The 18,113-nt window shown below is 73.3% G+C and carries 14 protein-coding genes and 1 pseudogene; 11 read left to right on the top strand and 4 right to left on the bottom strand.

Annotated features, from left to right (window positions below):
* Nucleotides 1-2 precede the first annotated feature (2 nt).
* From ACFOX0_RS02965 to guaA, 4 genes are all read left to right on the top strand, one after another.
* Nucleotides 3-1,121, top strand: a complete 1,119-nt coding sequence (locus ACFOX0_RS02965) for a GuaB3 family IMP dehydrogenase-related protein (protein ID WP_377541823.1) — start codon at nt 3-5, stop codon at nt 1,119-1,121.
* 99 nt (nt 1,122-1,220) lie between these two features.
* Nucleotides 1,221-2,651, top strand: coding sequence for a M1 family metallopeptidase (locus tag ACFOX0_RS02970; RefSeq protein WP_377541824.1), 1,431 nt, complete (start codon nt 1,221-1,223; stop codon nt 2,649-2,651).
* Between the two features lie 162 nt (nt 2,652-2,813).
* The gene (locus tag ACFOX0_RS02975) at nt 2,814-4,550 is read left to right on the top strand and encodes an FAD-dependent oxidoreductase (RefSeq protein WP_377541825.1); all 1,737 of its coding nucleotides are present in this window, start codon (nt 2,814-2,816) and stop codon (nt 4,548-4,550) included.
* Between the two features lie 64 nt (nt 4,551-4,614).
* Entirely contained in the window at nt 4,615-6,168 is a 1,554-nt protein-coding gene (gene guaA, locus ACFOX0_RS02980; RefSeq protein WP_377541826.1) for a glutamine-hydrolyzing GMP synthase, read from the top strand.
* A gap of 4 nt (nt 6,169-6,172) precedes the next feature.
* On the opposite strand, the gene ACFOX0_RS02985 is transcribed toward guaA, so the two are convergent.
* Entirely contained in the window at nt 6,173-6,451 is a 279-nt protein-coding gene (locus tag ACFOX0_RS02985) for a PspC domain-containing protein (protein ID WP_377541827.1), read from the bottom strand.
* Between the two features lie 183 nt (nt 6,452-6,634).
* Between ACFOX0_RS02985 and ACFOX0_RS02990 the strand changes: the two genes are divergently transcribed.
* From ACFOX0_RS02990 to ACFOX0_RS03000, 3 genes are all read left to right on the top strand, one after another.
* Nucleotides 6,635-7,594 carry an NUDIX domain-containing protein gene (locus tag ACFOX0_RS02990; RefSeq protein WP_377541828.1) on the top strand — a complete coding sequence of 320 codons (960 nt, stop codon included), beginning with the start codon at nt 6,635-6,637 and terminating at the stop codon, nt 7,592-7,594.
* Nucleotides 7,595-7,716: 122 nt separating this feature from the next.
* The gene (locus ACFOX0_RS02995) at nt 7,717-8,628 is read left to right on the top strand and encodes an NUDIX hydrolase (protein WP_377541829.1); all 912 of its coding nucleotides are present in this window, start codon (nt 7,717-7,719) and stop codon (nt 8,626-8,628) included.
* Between the two features lie 334 nt (nt 8,629-8,962).
* Nucleotides 8,963-9,880, top strand: a complete 918-nt coding sequence (locus tag ACFOX0_RS03000) for a CDP-alcohol phosphatidyltransferase family protein (RefSeq protein WP_377541897.1) — start codon at nt 8,963-8,965, stop codon at nt 9,878-9,880.
* Nucleotides 9,881-9,941: 61 nt separating this feature from the next.
* Here ACFOX0_RS03000 and ACFOX0_RS03005 read toward each other — a convergent pair whose 3' ends face one another.
* From ACFOX0_RS03005 to ACFOX0_RS03015, 3 genes are all read right to left on the bottom strand, one after another.
* A complete protein-coding gene (locus ACFOX0_RS03005; RefSeq protein ID WP_377541830.1) occupies nt 9,942-11,195 on the bottom strand; it encodes a phosphatidylserine decarboxylase in 1,254 nt (417 codons plus the stop codon).
* 145 nt (nt 11,196-11,340) lie between these two features.
* Entirely contained in the window at nt 11,341-11,754 is a 414-nt protein-coding gene (locus ACFOX0_RS03010) for a hypothetical protein (protein ID WP_377541831.1), read from the bottom strand.
* Nucleotides 11,751-13,673 carry a PspC domain-containing protein gene (locus ACFOX0_RS03015; RefSeq protein WP_377541832.1) on the bottom strand — a complete coding sequence of 641 codons (1,923 nt, stop codon included), beginning with the start codon at nt 13,671-13,673 and terminating at the stop codon, nt 11,751-11,753. Before ACFOX0_RS03015 ends, ACFOX0_RS03010 begins: the two co-directional genes overlap by 4 nt.
* A 212-nt stretch (nt 13,674-13,885) precedes the next feature.
* Here ACFOX0_RS03015 and ACFOX0_RS03020 point away from each other — a divergent pair, with 212 nt between their 5' ends.
* The 4 genes and pseudogenes from ACFOX0_RS03020 to ACFOX0_RS03035 all read left to right on the top strand — a co-directional run.
* Nucleotides 13,886-15,127: a PspC domain-containing protein gene (locus tag ACFOX0_RS03020; RefSeq protein WP_377541898.1), complete on the top strand. Its 1,242-nt coding sequence runs from the start codon at nt 13,886-13,888 to the stop codon at nt 15,125-15,127.
* A gap of 72 nt (nt 15,128-15,199) precedes the next feature.
* Nucleotides 15,200-15,883 (top strand): response regulator, encoded by a 684-nt coding sequence (locus ACFOX0_RS03025; protein WP_377541833.1) that lies wholly within the window; start codon nt 15,200-15,202, stop codon nt 15,881-15,883.
* Nucleotides 15,884-16,095: 212 nt separating this feature from the next.
* Nucleotides 16,096-17,154: a thioester domain-containing protein gene (locus tag ACFOX0_RS03030; RefSeq protein ID WP_377541834.1), complete on the top strand. Its 1,059-nt coding sequence runs from the start codon at nt 16,096-16,098 to the stop codon at nt 17,152-17,154.
* 703 nt (nt 17,155-17,857) lie between these two features.
* Nucleotides 17,858-18,113 (top strand): annotated as a pseudogene (locus ACFOX0_RS03035) (ABC transporter substrate-binding protein); the annotation flags it as partial.

An 18,113-nucleotide genomic window follows, 5' to 3' on the forward strand; every position in this document is an offset into this window, starting at 1 on the left:
CCATGCGTGACGTGGTCGAGATCGGGCAGGGTAAGACCGCCCAGCGCGGCTACCACCTGGACGACATCGCGATCGTGCCCAGCCGCCGTACCCGGGACGTGGACGACGTGTCGACGGCCTGGCAGCTCGACGCGTACCAGTTCCGGATCCCCTGCCTGGGGCACCCGTCGGACGCCACCATGAGCCCGACCTCGGCCGGCCGGCTCGGCCAGCTGGGCGGCCTGGGCGTGCTCAACGTGGAAGGGCTGTGGACCCGGTACGAGGACCCGAGCAAGATCTTCGAGGAGCTGGCCGGGCTGGCCGAGGACGGCGCCCCGACGAAGCGGCTGCAGGAGGTCTACGCCGAGCCGATCCGGCCGGAGCTGATCGCCGAGCGGGTCCGGCAGATGCGGGAGGCCGGCGGCACGGTGGCCGTCCGGGTCTCGCCGCAGCACACCCTCGGACTGGCCCCGGTGATCCTGGACGCCGGGGTCGACATCCTGGTCATCCAGGGCACCCTCGTGTCGGCCGAGCACGTCTCGACCACCGACGAGCCGCTCAACCTCAAGGAGTTCATCGCCGACCTCGACCTGCCGGTGGTGGCCGGCGGCTGCACGGACTACAAGACCGCGCTGCACCTGATGCGCACCGGGGCGGCCGGCGTCATCGTCGGCGTCGGCGGTGACGAGTGGTCGACCACCGAGTCGGTGCTCGGCATCCGGGTGCCGATGGCCACCGCGATCGCCGACGCGGCGGCCGCCCGCCGCGACTACCTGGACGAGACCGGCGGCCGGTACGTCCACCTGATCGCCGACGGTGACCTGCGTACCTCGGGCGACATCGCCAAGGCGCTGGGGTGCGGGGCCGACGCGGTGATGCTCGGCGAGCCGCTGTCGCTCTGCGACGAGGCGCCGGCGTCCGGCGCGTGGTGGCACTCGGCCGCCAGCCACCCGTCGTTGCCGCGGGGCGCGTTCGGCGCGGCCAACGGTTCGCTCGGCACCATGGAGAAGCTGCTGTACGGTCCGGCCGACCAGCCCGACGGCCTGCTGAACCTGTTCGGCGGGCTGCGCCGGGCGATGGCCAAGTGCGGCTACCGCGACCTGAAGGAGTTCCAGAAGGTGGGGCTCGTGCTCGACCGCTGATCGGCGTTCCCGTCCGGGCGTCCCCGGCGTCGATCGTGACGCGGTCGACGCCGGGGACGCTTAGGGTCGCAGGTGGTGAGGCTCGGGAGGAAACGGACCATGGCGGCTTGGCGGCGGGCGGTGGGTGGTGCCGCACTGGTGGCGGTGCTGGCGGTGGCGGGGTGCACCGGCGACCGGGACACCCCCGCCCCGGCCGCCCCGGACAGCGGCGGGTTCCCGCCCGGCGCGACCGGCATCGGCGACTCGTACTTCCCGACCTACGGCAACGGCGGCTACGACGTGGCCAACTACCGGCTGAAGGTGCGGTACGACCCGGCCACCGACCGGTTGTCGGGCACCGCGTTGATCACCGCCACCGCGACCGGTGACCTGTCCCGGTTCGACCTGGACCTGTCCGGCCTGACGGTCTCCGCGGTACGCGTCGACGACGCGCCGGCGCAGCAGCGGCGGGACGGTGCGGAGCTGGTGATCACCCCGGCGAAGGGGCTGGCCAACGGCAGCCGGTTCACCGTCGAGGTGGTCTACGAGGGGGTCCCGAAGCCGTTCGAGAGTCCGCGGCTGGGGGCGAACGGCTTCGTCAGCACGACGGACGGCGCGATCGCGCTGGGCCAGCCCGAGTCGGCCAGCACCTGGTTCCCGGTCAACGACCACCCGCTGGACAAGGCCAGCTACGACTACGAGATCACCGTGCCGACCGGGCTCGCCGCGCTGACCAACGGGGTGCCCGGCGGCACCCGCCCGGCCGAGGCGGGCTGGACCACCTGGCTCTGGTCGGAGAAGAACCCGATGGCCAGTTACCTGAGCACCGTGGTGATCGGTGACTACCGGGTGAAGACCGGCACCCATGACGGCAAGCCGATGGTCACCGCCGTCGCGGCCAGCCTGCCGGAGGGCGGCGCGGCCGACGTCTCGGTGGCCCGGACGGGGGAGATCGTCGACTTCCTGGCCACCCGGTTCGGGCCGTACCCGTTCGGCTCGTACGGCGGGATCGTGATCAACGATGACCGGTTCCGGTTCGCCCTGGAGACCCAGTCCCGGCCGGTCTACGGCAACGCCTTCTTTCGCGGCGACGCGAACACCTCGGTGGTCGCCCACGAGCTGGCCCACCAGTGGTTCGGCGACAGCGTCTCGATTGCCCGGTGGAGTGACATCTGGCTGAACGAGGGGTTCGCCAGCTACGCGGAGTGGCTGTGGGAGGAGCACACCGGCGGTCGTTCGGTCCGGGAGAGCTTCGACGCCCAGTACGCCGCGACCGACTGGTCGAAGCCGGCCGTCGACCCGGGTCGGGAGAACCTGTTCGGCACGGCCGTCTACAAGCGCGGCGCGCTGGTCGTGCACGCGTTGCGGCTGGCCGTCGGCGACGACGCGTTCTTCCGGATCCTCAAGACCTGGACGGCGGAGAAGCGGGACGGCAACGCCACCACCGACGACCTGATCGCGGTGGCCGAGCGGGTCTCCGGCACGTCGCTGCGGTCGCTCTTCACCGCCTGGCTCTCCGGCACCTCCGCCCCCGCCATACCCGCCCGCTGACCCCCGGTCCCGCCCCCGCCCCCGGGAGAGGGCTTGTTGATCATGAAGTTGTTGTCACCTCGCCCGGCGTGTCGCGACAACAACTTCATGATCAACCCGGGGGATGGGGGTGGGGTGGTTGGGGGCTGGTGGGGTTGCTACCGGTGGGTAATGATGGGTTGCGTGAGGTATGACGTGGTGGTCGTCGGGTCCGGGTTCGGGGGCAGCGTGGCCGCGTTGCGGCTGGCGGAGAAGGGCTACTCGGTCGCCGTCGTCGAGGCGGGGCGGCGGTTCGCCGACGACGAGTTCCCGGAGACCTCCTGGCAGACCCGGCGCTTCCTGTGGGCGCCGCGGCTCGGCTGCTACGGGATCCAGCGGATCACCCTGCTGCGGTCGGCCGGTCGCCGGGCCGGCGGCGCCCCGGCGAAGGTGCTGGTGCTCTCCGGCGCCGGGGTGGGCGGTGGCTCGCTGGTCTACGCCAACACCCTCTACGAGCCGCTGGACGCGTTCTACGACGATCCACAGTGGCGGGACATCACCGACTGGCGGGCCGAGCTGGCGCCGCACTACGACCAGGCCAAGCGGATGCTCGGGGTCACCACGTACCCGGTGCACACCGGCGCGGACCGGGCGATGCGGGCGGTGGCCGACCGGATGGGGGTGGGCGACACCTTCCGTCCCACCCCGGTCGGGGTGCACCTCGGCCGGCCGGGTGAGGTGGTGGCCGACCCGTACTTCGGCGGGGTCGGGCCGGACCGCACCGGCTGCCTGCACTGCGGCGCCTGCATGACCGGCTGCCGGCACGGCGCGAAGAACACCCTGGTCAAGAACTACCTGTGGCTGGCCGAGCGGCAGGGCGCGCAGGTGCTGCCGATGACCACGGTCACCGCGGTGCGGCCCGAGCCGGACGGTGCCGGCTACCGGGTGGAGACCGTCCGTACCGGTGCCTGGCCGGCCCGGCGGCGCCGGAGCATCCAGGCCGACCAGGTGGTCTTCGCCGCCGGCGCGCTCGGCACCCAGCGGCTGCTGCACGAGATGCGGGCCACCGGCGCGCTGCCGCGCCTGTCCGCCCGGCTCGGCGCGCTGACCCGGACCAACTCGGAGGCCATCCTCGGCGCCTCGGTGTCCCGCGCCGAGGCCCGGACCCGGGGGCTGGACTTCACCGACGGGGTGGCGATCACCAGCAGCTTCCACCCGGACCGGCAGACGCACGTCGAACCGGTCCGCTACGGCCGCGGTTCGAACCTGATGGGGCTGCTGCAGTCGCTGCTGGTCGACGGCGGCCCGCACCGGGTCCGCCGCTGGTTGGCCGGCATGCTGCGCCAGCCGGGCCTGGCGCTGCGGATGCTGTCGGTACGGGACTGGTCCAGCCGTACGGTGATCGCCCTGGTGATGCAGTCGGCGGACAACTCGCTGACCACCTCCTACCGGCGCGGCTGGCTGGGCGGGCGTCGGTTGGCCGCCAGCCAGGGCCACGGCGCGCCGAACCCGACCTGGATCCCGGCCGGCAACTCCGCCGCCCGGCTGCTCGCCGAGGAGATCGGCGGTACCCCGGGCGGGGCGGTGACCGAGCCGTTCAACATCCCGATGACCGCGCACATCCTGGGCGGGGCGGCGATCGGCGCCGACCCGGACCGGGGCGTGGTCGACCCGTACCACCGGGTTTTCGGGCATCCCGGGCTGCACGTCGTCGACGGGGCCGCGGTGTCGGCGAACCTCGGGGTGAACCCCTCGCTGACCATCACGGCGCAGGCCGAACGGGCGATGGCGTTCTGGCCCTGCAAGGGCGAGCCGGACCCCCGTCCGGCGCTCGGTGCCGGCTACGTCCGGCTGTCCCCGGTGCCGCCGCGCGACCCGGCCGTCCCGCCGCACGCCCCCGCCGCGCTGCGCATCCCGGGGTCGTCGCGGGAGCGTCGGTAGGCGTCCCGGACACGCCCGCGACCGCCGACCGGCGCGGGGGTGACTGTCGGTAGGCTTACCCGTCATGAGCACCCCGCGTCCGGTCCTCGTGGTCGATTTCGGAGCCCAGTACGCCCAGTTGATCGCCCGCCGGGTGCGGGAGGCCAGGGTCTATTCGGAGATCGTCCCGCACTCGATGCCGGTGGCCGAGATGCTGGCCCGGGACCCGGCCGCGATCATCCTGTCCGGCGGCCCGTCCAGCGTCTACGAGCCGGGTGCGCCGCAGGTCGACGCCGGCATGTTCACCGCGGGCGTGCCGGTCTTCGGCATCTGCTACGGCTTCCAGGCGATGGCCCGGGCGCTCGGCGGCACGGTGGCGCGCACCGGCACCCGGGAGTACGGCGGCACCCCGCTGCGGATCGGTGCCGAGGCGTCGGTCCTGCTGGCGGATCTGCCGGCCGAGCTGCCGGTCTGGATGAGCCACGGCGACTCGGTGACCGAGCCGCCGGCCGGGTTCACCGTGACCGCCCGGTCCGCCGGCGCTCCCGTCGCCGCGTTCGAGGACGTCGCCGGTCGCCGGGCGGGTGTGCAGTTCCACCCGGAGGTGGGGCACACCGAGCAGGGTCAGCGGATGTTGGAGCGTTTCCTGTACGACATCGCCGGCATCGAGCCCACCTGGACGCCCAGCAACATCATCGACGAGCAGGTGGCGGCGATCCGCGCCCAGGTCGGCGACAAGGAGGTCATCTGCGGCCTCTCCGGCGGGGTGGACTCGGCGGTGGCCGCCGCACTGGTGCACGAGGCGGTCGGTGACCAGCTCACCTGTGTCTTCGTCGACCACGGGCTGCTGCGGGCCGGTGAGGCCGAGCAGGTGGAGAAGGACTACGTCGCGGCCACCGGCATCAAGCTCAAGGTGGTCGACGCCGCGGACCGGTTCCTCGGTGCGCTGGCCGGCGTCACCGACCCGGAACTCAAGCGCAAGATCATCGGCCGGGAGTTCATCCGGGTGTTCGAGGCCGCGGCCCGCGAGGTCGCCGCCGAGGCGGACGTCGAGTTCCTGGTCCAGGGCACCCTCTACCCGGACGTGGTGGAGTCCGGCGGCGGCACCGGCACGGCCAACATCAAGTCCCACCACAACGTCGGCGGGCTGCCGGAGGATCTCCAGTTCTCGCTGGTGGAGCCGTTGCGGACGCTGTTCAAGGACGAGGTCCGCACGCTCGGCCTGGCGCTGGGGCTGCCCGAGGCGATGATCTGGCGGCACCCGTTCCCCGGGCCCGGCCTGGCCATCCGGATCATCGGTGCGGTGGACCGGGAGCGGCTGGCGGTGCTGCGGGCGGCCGACCTGATCGCCCGCGAGGAGTTGTCCGCGGCCGGGCTGGACCGCGGCGTGTGGCAGTTCCCGGTGGTGCTGCTGGCCGACGTGCGCAGCGTGGGGGTCCAGGGCGACGGCCGGACCTACGGGCACCCGGTGGTGCTGCGGCCGGTCTCCAGCGAGGACGCGATGACCGCCGACTGGTCCCGCCTGCCGTACGACGTCGTCGAGCGGATCTCGACCCGGATCACCAACGAGGTGCCCGAGGTCAACCGGGTGGTGCTGGACGTGACCAGCAAGCCCCCGGGCACCATCGAGTGGGAGTAGCCGGTCAGCCGGTCCACGGCGGCCGGGTCGGCCCGTACCAGTGCGGTCCCGGCCAGGCCGGGGCGTCGGCCGGCTCCTCGGGCATCAGGAACCACATGATCGGGTACGCGAGCAGCGCGATGCCGGCGGTCAGCAGGCCGGCCACCGCGAAGACCACCCGGACCAGGGTCGGATCGACCTCGAAGTAACGTCCGAGGCCACTGGCCACGCCGGCGATCATGCGGTCCGCGACGGGTCGGCGAAGTTGCTTGTACGGAGCCTGGGGCGGGGGCAGCGGGGTCATGTCACCAGGTTCCGTCGTCGGCGCGGCGGCTGCCTCGGTGACCGCCCGGAGCCGTACCCTGATCGCTCCCTGACCGCCGGGGCCGAGGTCCTCTACCGTAAACCGACCAGCGGGTCCGATTGATTGTCAGGAATCCGACTCTATTCATGGCCGACCGGGCCGACCCGGGAAGAATTCAGGTTCGTGACCATCGCGCTGGAGCCGCTTCGCAGGATCGCGGCATACGCCCTCTGCGCCGACCCGGCGGGCCGGGTCCTCCTGGTGCGCGCCTCGCCGGCCTCCGGCACGCCCGGTGTCTGGTCGTTGCCGGGAGGCGCGGTCGACCACGGCGAGGACCCACGGCACACCGTGGTCCGGGAGACCGCCGCCGAGACCGGCCTGTCGGTGGCCGTCTCCGGGCTGCGCGACGTCGTCGCCGACATGCGGGCGCTGCCGCACCGGGGCGTCACGATCCACACCGACCGGCTCGTCTACACCGTCTCGGTGCGCGGCGGCAGCCTCTGGGACCGGACGGCTCAGCCTACCGACCTGGCCCGGTGGCACACCCTGGACGAGGCGGCACGGCTCGCGCTGCGGCCGTTCACCGCCCGGGCGTTGGGCCTGCCGGCGGCCACCGTCGACCTGCGACCGGACGAGCCGCCCGAGTTCCCCTCCTTCCACGCGGTGCCCGGTCCGGACGGGCTGCACCGGGCCCAGCGCTTCGCCGCGTACGCGGTGGCCACCGATCCGGCGGGCCGGGTGCTGCTGACCCGGATCGCCGACGGCTACCCCGGTGCCGGCTGCTGGCACCTGCCCGGCGGCGGCACCGACTACGGCGAGCAGCCGGGCTCGGCGTTGATCCGGGAGCTGCTGGAGGAGACCGGTCAACGGGGCCGGCTGGTGGAGCTGCTCGGGGTGCTGAGCCACCGGGACGCTGCCTCGCTCGGCCCGGAGGGCTACCCGATCGACTGGCACGGCGTCCGCGCCTTCTACCGGGTCGCGGTGGACGCCCCGGTGCCGCCCACGGTCGGCGACGTCGGCGGGTCCACCTCCGAGGCACGCTGGTTCACCCCGGACGAGGTGACCGCGCTGGCCGCCGACCAGCTCACCGAGGTCACCGCGGATGTGGTGCGGGCGACCTTCGGCGGCCACCGGCTGTCCTGACCCGGCGTGGCGGGCCGGCCGACCCCGCGGCGCGCGCACCGGTCCCGGTCCGACAAAATGCGGTGACGCGGGGCCTTTCCGACCGCGGAACGGGACGCGGGACGCGGGGAAGGTGGCTCGGGGTGCGGCAACACCGGCGGATCGGTGCGTACGGGCTGTGCCGGGACGGTGATCGCGTGCTGCTGACCCGCGGCTCGGACGCCGCCGACTTCCCGGGCCGCTGGCAGGTGCCGGGCGGCGGCCTCGAACACGGCGAGGAGCCGGGCGTCGCGGTGGTCCGCGAGTTCGCCGAGGAGACCGGCCTCACCGTGGCGGTGACCGGGGTCCGGGCGGTGCTGGCGGACGTGGTCCGGCTGCCGGACCTGGCGGTCGCGCTGCACACCGACCGGGTGGTCTACGACGTGACGCCCACCGGTGGCACGCTGCGCGACGAGGTGGCGGGGACCACCGACCGGGTGGCCTGGGTGGCGCCGGACGAACTCGCCGGGCTGTCGCTGATGCCGTTCACCGCCGAACTGCTGGGCCGGCCCGTGGTCCCGCTGGCGCAGGACCCGCCGCATCCGGTGGGCCGGGTGCCGTACGATCCGCCGCCGGTCGACCGGGGCCAGCGGTTCGCCGCGTACGGGTGGGTGACCGACCCGGCGGACCGGCTGCTGCTCACCCTGATCGCGGACGGCTACCCCGGTGCCGGCCGCTGGCACCTGCCCGGCGGTGGTACGGATCACGGCGAGCAGCCCGAGGCGGCGCTGCTGCGCGAACTGGTCGAGGAGTCCGGGCAGCTCGGCCGGGTGACCGGCCTGGTCGACGTGACCCACCTGCACAACCCGGCGGCGCTCGGCCCGGAGGGCCGGCCGATGGACTGGCACTCGGTGCGGGCGATCTACCGGGTGCGGGTCGCGACCCCCACGGAGCCGAGGGTGACCGAGGCGGCGGGTGGTTCGACGGCCCGCGCCGGCTGGTTCACGGTGGGTGAGGCGGCCGCCCTGCCGCTGACCGACGTCGCGGCCATGATAACGGGACGAAGCGCCTCATAAGGGGGCGGAGCACAGATCATCATTGATGCTTCCGGTAAACTCGTGCCAACGGTCGCGGTCGGGTCCAACGGTGTATCACCCGCGATGGGAATATCCGAGCGATTCGTGCGGTTTGCAGGTAAAAGCTCCACTGCCAGCTATCGCCATCCCTTCCGGTTTGTGCGATGGTGTAGGCCGCGAAACGCCAGCCGGGCCACCAAGCAGGCCCGCACGAGACAGCCGGACGACCGCCCCCGGCGGGCGCCCCGGTGATGGAGGAGACGTGCCGAGAGCCCCTTGGCGCCGGCGTACGACGGACAGCCCGCGCCCCGCAGGGCGCCGCTGGACAGGCGGACTGCGCCGCAGCGGGACGTTCGCCCGGCAGGTTCTGCTGGTCCGCGTGGGACGCCGGTCCCACGAACTGGGCGGCGGATCCGGCCTGGTGCGGGCCGACCACTACCCGGACGGCACGCTGGCCGGTCGCCGCCGCCGGCTGTCCCGGGCCGAGGTCGAGGCGGTCGCCCCGGTCAGCCCCGCGCTCGGTCCGACCACCTCGGTCGACGAGTCCGGCCCGGGCATGGTCATCCCACTGCTCCCCGGCGACCGGACGATGGCCCGCCGGATGAAGTTCGCGGTGGTCAACGGCTGCACCCTGGGCAGCCTGGCGCTCGGCCTGATGGCCATCTTCCTGGCCATGCGGGGCGACGTGCAGGTCGCCGCCGGCTGCCTGATCGCCTGCGTCGCCTTCGACGGCCTGGACGGCGCGCTGGCCCGCAAGTTGGGCGTCGCGTCCCCGTTCGGGGCGCAGATGGACTCGCTGGCCGACATGTGCTCGTTCGGCCTGGCCGCGCCGGTGGTGGTCTACGCCTCGCTGGCCGGCTCGGTGTCCACCGCCGCCGCGGCGGTGGCCTGCGCCCTGGTCGCCGCCTGCGCGGCGATCCGGCTGGCCCGGTTCAACGTCTCGCCCAAGGACGGCCGATTCTTCTGCGGCGTTCCCACCACCATGGCCGCCGCGGTGCTCGCGCTGGCCGTCCTGATCGGTCTGCCGGTCCCCGGCATCGTCCAGGTCGCCGGGGTCGCCCTGCTGGCCTTCGCCATGGTGTCGAGCTTCCCGTACGCCAAGCTGGCCCGGCTGATCAAGCTGCCGCCGTGGCTGTGGCTCGCGCCGGTGGTCGGCGCGCTGGTCGACATCCGGATCACGTTCGCGCTGGTGGTGGTGGCCTACCTGGTCAGCGGCCCGCTGCTGTGGCTGCGCCAGCGCCGTACCGCCTGAGGTCCGACAGCACGAAAGAGGGCGCCCCGCGTGGGGCGCCCTCTTTCGTGTTCCACCCGGGTCAGACCCAGCGGGCGATCACCGTCGACCCGCCGACCACCCGGTCGCCCGGCGCCACCAGCGGTTCGGCCGCGTCGGCGGGCAGGTAGACGTCGGTCCGCGAACCGAACCTGATCAGGCCGAACCGCTCGCCCCGGGCCAGCAGCGACCCGATCGGCGCCCGCTGGACGATGCGCCGGGCGATCAGCCCGGTCCGCTGGGCCACCACCACCGTCCCACGATCGGTGTCCAGCACGGTGTAGGCCGCCACGTTGTGCTCCGCGTCCGGCTTCATCGCCGCGGCGAACCCACCGTCGGCGACGAAGTAGTCGACCACCTTGCCGGCCACCGGGGCCCGGTTGACGTGCACGTCGAGCACGGACAGGAAGACCGCCACCCGGAGGAACTCGCCGTCGCCGAACCGGTCGTCACGCAGCCGCTGCACCGAGAGCACCTGCCCGTCGGCGGCGGCGACGACGGCCGACGGGTCCTCCGGCACGTCCCGCTCCGGATCCCGGAAGAACGCGGCCACCGGGGCGGCGGCCAGCGCCGGCACCAGCCAGAGCCGGGACTTGGGCCGGGTGATCCGGGCCAGCGCGGCCAGACCGAGGGCGATCCCGGCGGCGGCCACCCCGTTCGAGTCGATGTGCATGCCCCGGGTCAGCGGCACGCTCGACGGCCGGTACGCCGGCGCCAGCCGGGCCGCGGTCGCCACCGTCGCGGGGGTGTAGCGCAGCCGGTGCACCCGCACCGGCGGTTGGTTGCGCAGGACCAGGTCCGTGCCCACGCCGAACAGGGCGCTCTGCCGGTCCAGCTCGGCCGCGGCGCCCTCGGTACGTCCCGGCACGGCCGGCACGACCGCGGTCAGCACCCCACCCTCGGCCAGCTGCTTGGCCAGCCCGTCCAGCGTGCCGCGCGCCTCGTCGGCGGTGCCGGTCAACGGCTCGGCGAGCACCACCACCTCGGCCGGGTCCGCGGCGGCCGGCGACTCGACGACCCGGACCCGGTCGGCAACCCACCGTCCCTGCTCCGTGACGTGGTCACGCAGGTCGTCGGCGCCGGCCGCGTCGGCCGGTACGACGGTGAGCACGTCACCGGGCAGCAGCGCGTCGAGGGCGGCGGCCAGTACGGCGGAGTCGGGTGTGACCCCGACCAGCAGGCCGGTCTTCGGGCCGTGGTGCCGGGCCAGTTCCGCGGTCACGGTCCGGGCGGCACGCTCGCCGAGGCGGACCGTGCCGGGAGCGCCTCCGGTACGTACGGCGGGGGACTGGGTCATGTCGAGCGGGCTCCTGTCGAGGCGAGGGTGAACCGGGCGGACACCGCGACCGTCGTTCTCCGGCCGCGGTGCGCGGACCGGCCGGGGGAGGAAAACTCCACCGGCCAGCATATGCGCCCGGGCCGACCGGAACACAGCGCGGCGATCAGCTCCGGTCGTCGTTTCCGGTGGCGGGCGGCGCGGTGGTCGGCTCGACGGAGGCCGCCCCCGGCGGAACCCACCGCGGCTCACCACCGACCGGGCTCCCGCCGATCGGGCCCCCACTGACCGGGCTCCCACTGACCGGGCCGCCGCTGGTGGGCGGGAGGTAGCCGCCGCCGCTGGTCGGGTCGGCGTGCTGGGTGGGCTCGACGGCGGCCGGCGGCGGGCCGGCCGGCCGCCCGGAGCGCAGGGCACCGAGCAGCCCGAGCAGCCCGAGCAGGATCAGGCCGCCGGCCACGAACCAGCCCAGCGCCGGCGACGACAGGTCGAACAGTCGAGCGGCCAGCCACCACCCCAGCACGGCCAGGAAGAGCAGGGCGAAGGTCAACGACACCCCGTCGGTACGGTGCGCCTTCATCGGGTCACCTCCAGATCGCCCGCGTTGACGTGCAGATTCAGCCGTAGTTTGCCGCCTCCGGCGCCGTCGGCACCGAGATCGACCGCCTCGCGTCGCTGGCCCTGGACGCCGCCCCACCGCGAGCCGAACACGCGTACGTCACCCGCGTTCACGTCGGCCGAGGTGGTGACGTCCACGTTCGGCGGCACCAGCACCCGCAGCTTGCCGAAGTTGACCTCGGCCGAGACCTGGGCGTCCCGGTTGGCGAAGTCGACCTGCCGGAGGTCCAGCACGGCGTCGCCGAAGGCGTTCTCGTACCGGTCGGCCAGCTCCGCGTAGCTGGCCGGCTCCCAGACCACGCTGTCGGCGAAGCTGCGGACCCGGTCGTACGACTCGGCCATGCTGGTGATCCCCAGGGCCGCGCAGGCCGCCAGGCCGAGCGCGATCAGCCAGCGGGCCCGACCGAACCAGGCGCCGACCAGCAATCCCAGCGCGATGGTGGCCAGTGCCGCGGCGAAGTAGGTGGACGGCGACACGCTGACCGTGTTGGCCAGGTCCAGGATCACCACCACGCCGATCGCGATGAAAATCATCGAGAAGGTGGCCGCCCCGAGCGCGGAGCGCTCCTTCGGCGGCTTGGGCGGCTTCGGCGCGACCGGCGGTGCCGGCGGGTACGGCGGGACGCCGGCGTACGGGCCGCGGGGCGCGAAGGCCGGGCGGTAACCGCGGTGCGTCGGCGGCGGCCCGGCCGTCGACCAGGCCGGCTGCCCGGCCGGGCCCAGGCTCGGCGGGTACGGCGGTCCGACCGGCCCGGGTTCCGGAGCGTACGGCTGCCCGGGGCCCGTCGGGTACGGCTGTCCGGCCGGCTCGGGCCCCGGCGGGTACGGCGGTCCCGCCGGCGGGAGGTTGGCGTACCCGGGACGGCCATCGGCCCGCACCGCGCCACCCGGTCCGGCGTCCGGCGCGGCGGCGGCCGCCCAGCCACCCGGCTCCGACCCGACCCCGGGGTACGCCGGGGCGCCCGAGCCGGGCCGGTCGACCGACCCGGGGTACGCGGCCGCGGCACCGGCCGGCCACGCCCCGCCCGGCGCGGGCGGCGGCGGCCCGTACGGCGCCCCCGGTACCGGCGCGGGCTCCTGGCCGGCCGCGTTCCGGTTCAGCAGCAGCGCGCCCACGATCAGGATCGCGGCGCCGAGCAGGACCGCCCGGAACTTGTCGGTCACGATCAGGCCGAACATCGTCGCGGCGAGCACCCCGAGCACGATCACGGTCACCGGGGACATGCTGGACCGGCCCCGGCCCAGCATCGCCTCCACCGGTGAGGCGGTGTCGCCCTCGGCGGGGATGATCAGCCAGGCGGCCAGGTAGACCAGGATGCCGATGCCGCCGAAGAAGCCCAGCACGGCCAGCAGCACCCGCCACAGGACCGGGTCGGTGTTGGTGGCCCGACCGATCGCGGCGCACACCCCGGCCAGGTAACGGCCCTGGCGGGGCCGGACCAGCCCGTACCGGGAGGTGAAGCCGGCGGCCGGCGGCGGCCCGGCGGGACCGCCCCACGGCGGTGGCCCGGCACCCGGCGGCGGTGGCGGCCCGCCGGGCCCACCCGGCCCGCCGGGCCCACCCGGCCCGCCGGGCCCACCCGGCCCGCCCGGCGGCGGTCCGCCCACCGGTGGCGCGTCCGGTCCGCCGGGTCCGCCCGGTGGTGGGGCGGCCGGGTCGGGCGGCGGTGGCGCGGCCGCCCCGGACGAGGGGATGGCCGCGCCCGGCCTGGGCGGCGGCTCTGCGGGGAAGGCGAGAGTCGGGTCCGTGGCGGGGTGGAGCGGCTCGGTCGGCCCGTCCGGCACCTCGGCGTGCGGCGTCGAAGGTGCCGGACCGGGCAGTGGGGAGGTCGCGTCCTGCGCGGTCACCGGCCGGCGCGACTCGGCAGCTTCGTCGGTCATGCCTCGATACTCGCCCCGACCACCGCCGAACGGCCTCAGGAGGTGACCCTGAGGCCACCCTGAGATCGGGGCGACCGGAAAGTCCGGGGCGTCCCCGTGGTCGGGGCACGGTACGCCGTGTGACGATCGAAGGGACGACCCGCCCGCCCGGCGGGTCCGCCCGTCCACCGTTCCATCGGCCGACCCGGCCGCCACCGACCAGGGAGCCAGCGATCAGCGTCGCCACCGAGCCGCCGCGCCTGTACCGCGTCCGGGACCACCGGATGGTCGCCGGCGTCGCCTCCGGCATCGCCCAGCACCTGGGCATCCCGGTGGTCCGGGTCCGCATCGCCTTCGTGGTGCTGCTCGGCCTCAGCGGCCTGGGCCTGCTGCTGTACGCCGCCTTCTGGGCCGTCGTACCGCTGCGGCAGGACGCCACCGGACCGGCGCCGCGCCGGGACCCGGCCCAGCTGCTGCCGTTCGTGGCGATCGGCCTGGGGATGATCGTGATCCAGGCGCTGGTGTTCCGGTCGGTCGGGGTGGCCAGCACCGCCGGTTGGCTGGTCGCCATCATCGCCGTGGGCGCCGGCGTGATCTGGCACCAGTCCGCCCCGGAACGCCGGCAGCGGTGGAGCGAGTCGATGCCGGTGCCGTGGCTCGGCGCGGTGGTGGCCGAGAACGACCGGCGGGCGTTCGTCCTGCGGTTCATCGGCGGCGGGATACTGGTCGCGGTCGGCATCATCGGCGTGGCCGCCGTCTTCTCCCCGCAGCAGAACTTCGACGCGGTGCTCAACGGCGTGATCTTCGCCCTGGTCGGACTGGCCGGAGTCGGCGTGGTGGCCGCCCCGGTGCTCTGGCGGACCTACAGCCAGTTGCGGGACGAGCGCGAGGGCCGGATCCGGGAACAGGAACGGGCCGAACTGGCCGCGATGGTGCACGACCAGGTGCTGCACACGCTGGCGCTGATCCTGCGCAACGCGAACGACGTGAAGACCGTCCAACGGCTGGCCCGCGGCCAGGAACGCTCGCTGCGCAACTGGCTCTACAAGCCGACGGCGTCGCCCAGCGAGCGACTGGCCGCCGCGCTGGAGCAGGCCGCCGCCGAGGTGGAGGACACCTACGCGATCACGGTGGAGACCGTGGTGGTCGGCGACCAGGAGACCGACGACCGGGTGGGCGCGCTGGTCGCCGCCGCGCGGGAGGCGCTGGTGAACGCCGCCCGGCACGCCAAGGTGCAGACCGTCTCCCTGTACGCCGAGGTCGAGCCGGACCAGATCAGCGTCTTCGTCCGGGACCGGGGCGCCGGCTTCGACCCGGCTACGGTGGAGGACCACCGGCACGGGGTACGCGGTTCGATCATCGGCCGGATGAAGCGGCACGGTGGCCGGGCCGAGATCCGCAGCGAGCCCGGCGACGGCACCGAGGTACGGCTGCACCTGCCGATGCCCGGCAACGGCCACCAGGACCATCGGTGACGGCCACCAGTCTCACCGGCACGCGGCCACCACCGGCCGCCGGCGGCCACCAGGAAAGGACAGGTAGGGATCATGACTGACCAGCCGATCGCGTCGGCGGGGGACACCGCCGGGGACCGCCGGTTGCGGGTCTTCCTGGTGGACGACCACGCGATGTTCCGGGCCGGCGTACGGGCCGAACTGGGGGTGCACGTCGACGTGGTCGGCGAGGCGAGCACGGTCGCCGAGGCGGTCAGCCGGATCGCGGCCGTCGAACCCGACGTGGTGCTGCTCGACGTACACATGCCGGACGGCGGTGGGCGGGCGGTGCTGGACGCGATGCGCCGGAGTCACCCGCAGGTGCGCTTTCTGGCATTGAGCGTCTCCGATGCGGCCGAGGACGTGATCGGACTGATCCGAGCCGGCGCGCGCGGTTACGTGACCAAGACGATCTCGCCGGACGAACTGGCCGCGGCCATTCGTCGGGTCGCCGACGGTGACGCGGTGTTCAGCCCTCGGCTGGCCGGATTCGTGCTGGACGCCTTCGCCGCCCGGCCGGACGCGCCGGTGGCCGATCCGGAGCTGGACCAGCTCACCAACCGGGAGCGGGAGGTGCTCCGGCTGCTGGCCCGGGGCTACGCCTACAAGGAGATCGCCAAGGAGTTGTTCATCTCCATCAAGACGGTGGAGACGCACGTGTCCAATGTGCTGCGCAAGCTCCAGATGTCCAACCGCTACGAGCTTTCCCGCTGGGCGGCGGACCGTCGACTGGTGTGATCTTTCGCTCCGTCGCCGCATTGATTCTGAGGTCAATGGGGCGGAAGTGACAGTTGTACCCGGCGCAGGGGCTGACAAAACCCCCGATCGGCGCTAATAATTCCCCGGTGCGTCATCGCGCGCGGGCACCCCTATTTCTTCCCGCGGTGGCGCAGGATCTTTCGACGCTCGATGGATCGCGAGCAGACCCCTGGGGAGAGGTAACCAACCTGATGTTCGGACAACGAGGATCGCGCTGGGCGCGGCTCGCTATCGCGACGGTGGCCGGTGCCGCGCTCACGCTGGGCGCCGCCGGCCCGGCCGCCGCCGACCCGCCCGTCACGGGCACGCACGGCGAGGTGAAGGACGGCAGTGCTCGCCTGCTGATCAACAACAAGGTCTACGACGAGGGCCAGTTCACCCTGACCATCGGCGACAAGACCGCAGTGGCCTACTGCATCGACCTGAACACCGGCGTCGCGCGGGGTGGCGAGTACCAGGAGGGCACCTGGGACGCGTCCAAGGTCAAGAACCTCGGCAAGGTGCAGTGGATCCTGACCCACGGCTACCCGAACGGTGACGGGACCGCGCTGCTCACGGCGGCCAAGGCCACCCTGCCGGCGGGCACCGACCAGAAGGACGTCAACCGGGTGCTCTACTTCGGCACCCAGACCGCGATCTGGCACTACAGCGACGACGCCGTTCTGAACTCGTACGTCGAGGGCAAGAAGCTGCTGGCCAAGCCGCTGTACGACGCGGTCGAGGCGATCTACAAGTACATGACCGCCGCGGCCACCGACCAGCCGGAGCCGAAGCCGACGCTGACCATCAGCCCGGAGAAGGCCAAGCCGGTCGCGGTCGGCGCCAAGGCCGGTCCGTTCACCGTCGAGGGTCCGGGCGGCAAGATCGAGCTGGCCGTCGAGGGCGGCAAGGCCGTCGACGCCGACGGCAAGGAGATCACCAGCACCGTCAACGGCGGCAAGTTCTGGCTGACCGGGACCGGCGCGAACACGGTCAAGGTCACCGCGACCGGCAGCGGCAGCGTCTCCTTCGGCCGGGTCTTCCTCTTCACCGGCGGCAAGCCGGCGCAGAAACTGATCCTCGGTGGCTCGGTGGGCGAGAAGGTCAGCGCCCGGGCCGAGGCCAGCTTCCAGCAGGCCCCGGCCGGGCCGACCCTGCCGGTGACCGGTGACTCGACCACCCTGGTGATCGGCGTCGGTGTCGTGCTGCTCGTCGCGGGTGCCGTCACCATGCTGATCGTCCGGCGCCGCAAGGTCCGGTTCACGGTCTGATCCACCCCGCTCCGCCGTCGCGACCGGTTCAGGCCGCGATGTCCGGAACTCCCCGGCCCCGTCACCGCTCACCGTGGTGGCGGGGCCGGTTTCCGTCCCGGGCCCTCGTTCGGCACGACCGGATGGTCCTACCGGCTCGACCCGGGCGGCCGGTCGGTCGGCCGGCGCGTCGCCCGAACCGAGCCGCACCGTCCTCCGGACGGGTGAAAACGCTGCGTGTGCGGTACATGTCACACAGTGATGGAGGCGACACCGAGCGACGTCAGAGGGTTACCCCATGAGGTCGAAAAGCGCTCACCTCCGTTGTCGCGGGCGGATCCGTTGGGCCCGGACCCGGGCAAAGAAGATCATTTCTCGGGTCGGCGGCGCACCGGCCAACTAACGGCTTGATAACGGCACCTTCACGGAACGGGCAGGTCGGTGTCACAGTTGCAGTCACCTCGCCCCCAGCGTGAGCCACCCCGCACGGCCCTGACGGCATGTGGTTAACCTTTCATCGGTCGGCTACGGCAACGGAGTCTGCGCGGCGTCTGACGCGGGAGCGGGGTAGCCCGGCGGAACATCGGTACATCTGGGGTGTCCCGATTCTCCTGCGGTAGCTTTCCCGGTGGTTCCGTCACCCGTACGGACCTGCCAGCGGCGTCATCCCCCCTGTGTGAAACACACGACGAACACCCAGGTACTGAAAGAGGAGGCCCCCGGAATGAGAGTCTCGAAGCGTGCGGGTGCGGTCGCGCTTGGCGCGGCGTTCGCACTCGTCGCGTCAGGCTGCGGCAGCGGCGGTGGTAGCAGCGACTCCGGTAGCACCAAGGACGGCGCGATCACCATCGACGGCACGCAGCCCGAGGTTGGTCTGGTTCCGTCGAACACCACTGAGACCGGTGGTGGCAACATCCTCGACTACATGTGGACCGGTCTGGTTTCCTACCCGAACAACGGTGGGGCGCCGAAGAACGCGG

It is taken from the genome of Micromonospora zhanjiangensis (genome assembly GCF_042650605.1).
Lineage (GTDB): Bacteria > Actinomycetota > Actinomycetes > Mycobacteriales > Micromonosporaceae > Micromonospora_J > Micromonospora_J zhanjiangensis.

Coding starts and splice junctions, on each gene's coding strand:
- ACFOX0_RS02965 (WP_377541823.1), top strand. CDS start 3: ATGCGTGACGTGGTCGAGATCGGGCAGGGTAAGACCGCCCAGCGCGGC.
- ACFOX0_RS02970 (WP_377541824.1), top strand. CDS start 1,221: ATGGCGGCTTGGCGGCGGGCGGTGGGTGGTGCCGCACTGGTGGCGGTG.
- guaA (WP_377541826.1), top strand. CDS start 4,615: ATGAGCACCCCGCGTCCGGTCCTCGTGGTCGATTTCGGAGCCCAGTAC.
- ACFOX0_RS02985 (WP_377541827.1), bottom strand. CDS start 6,451: ATGACCCCGCTGCCCCCGCCCCAGGCTCCGTACAAGCAACTTCGCCGA.
- ACFOX0_RS03005 (WP_377541830.1), bottom strand. CDS start 11,195: ATGACCCAGTCCCCCGCCGTACGTACCGGAGGCGCTCCCGGCACGGTC.
- ACFOX0_RS03010 (WP_377541831.1), bottom strand. CDS start 11,754: ATGAAGGCGCACCGTACCGACGGGGTGTCGTTGACCTTCGCCCTGCTC.
- ACFOX0_RS03015 (WP_377541832.1), bottom strand. CDS start 13,673: ATGACCGACGAAGCTGCCGAGTCGCGCCGGCCGGTGACCGCGCAGGAC.
- ACFOX0_RS03025 (WP_377541833.1), top strand. CDS start 15,200: ATGACTGACCAGCCGATCGCGTCGGCGGGGGACACCGCCGGGGACCGC.
- ACFOX0_RS03030 (WP_377541834.1), top strand. CDS start 16,096: ATGTTCGGACAACGAGGATCGCGCTGGGCGCGGCTCGCTATCGCGACG.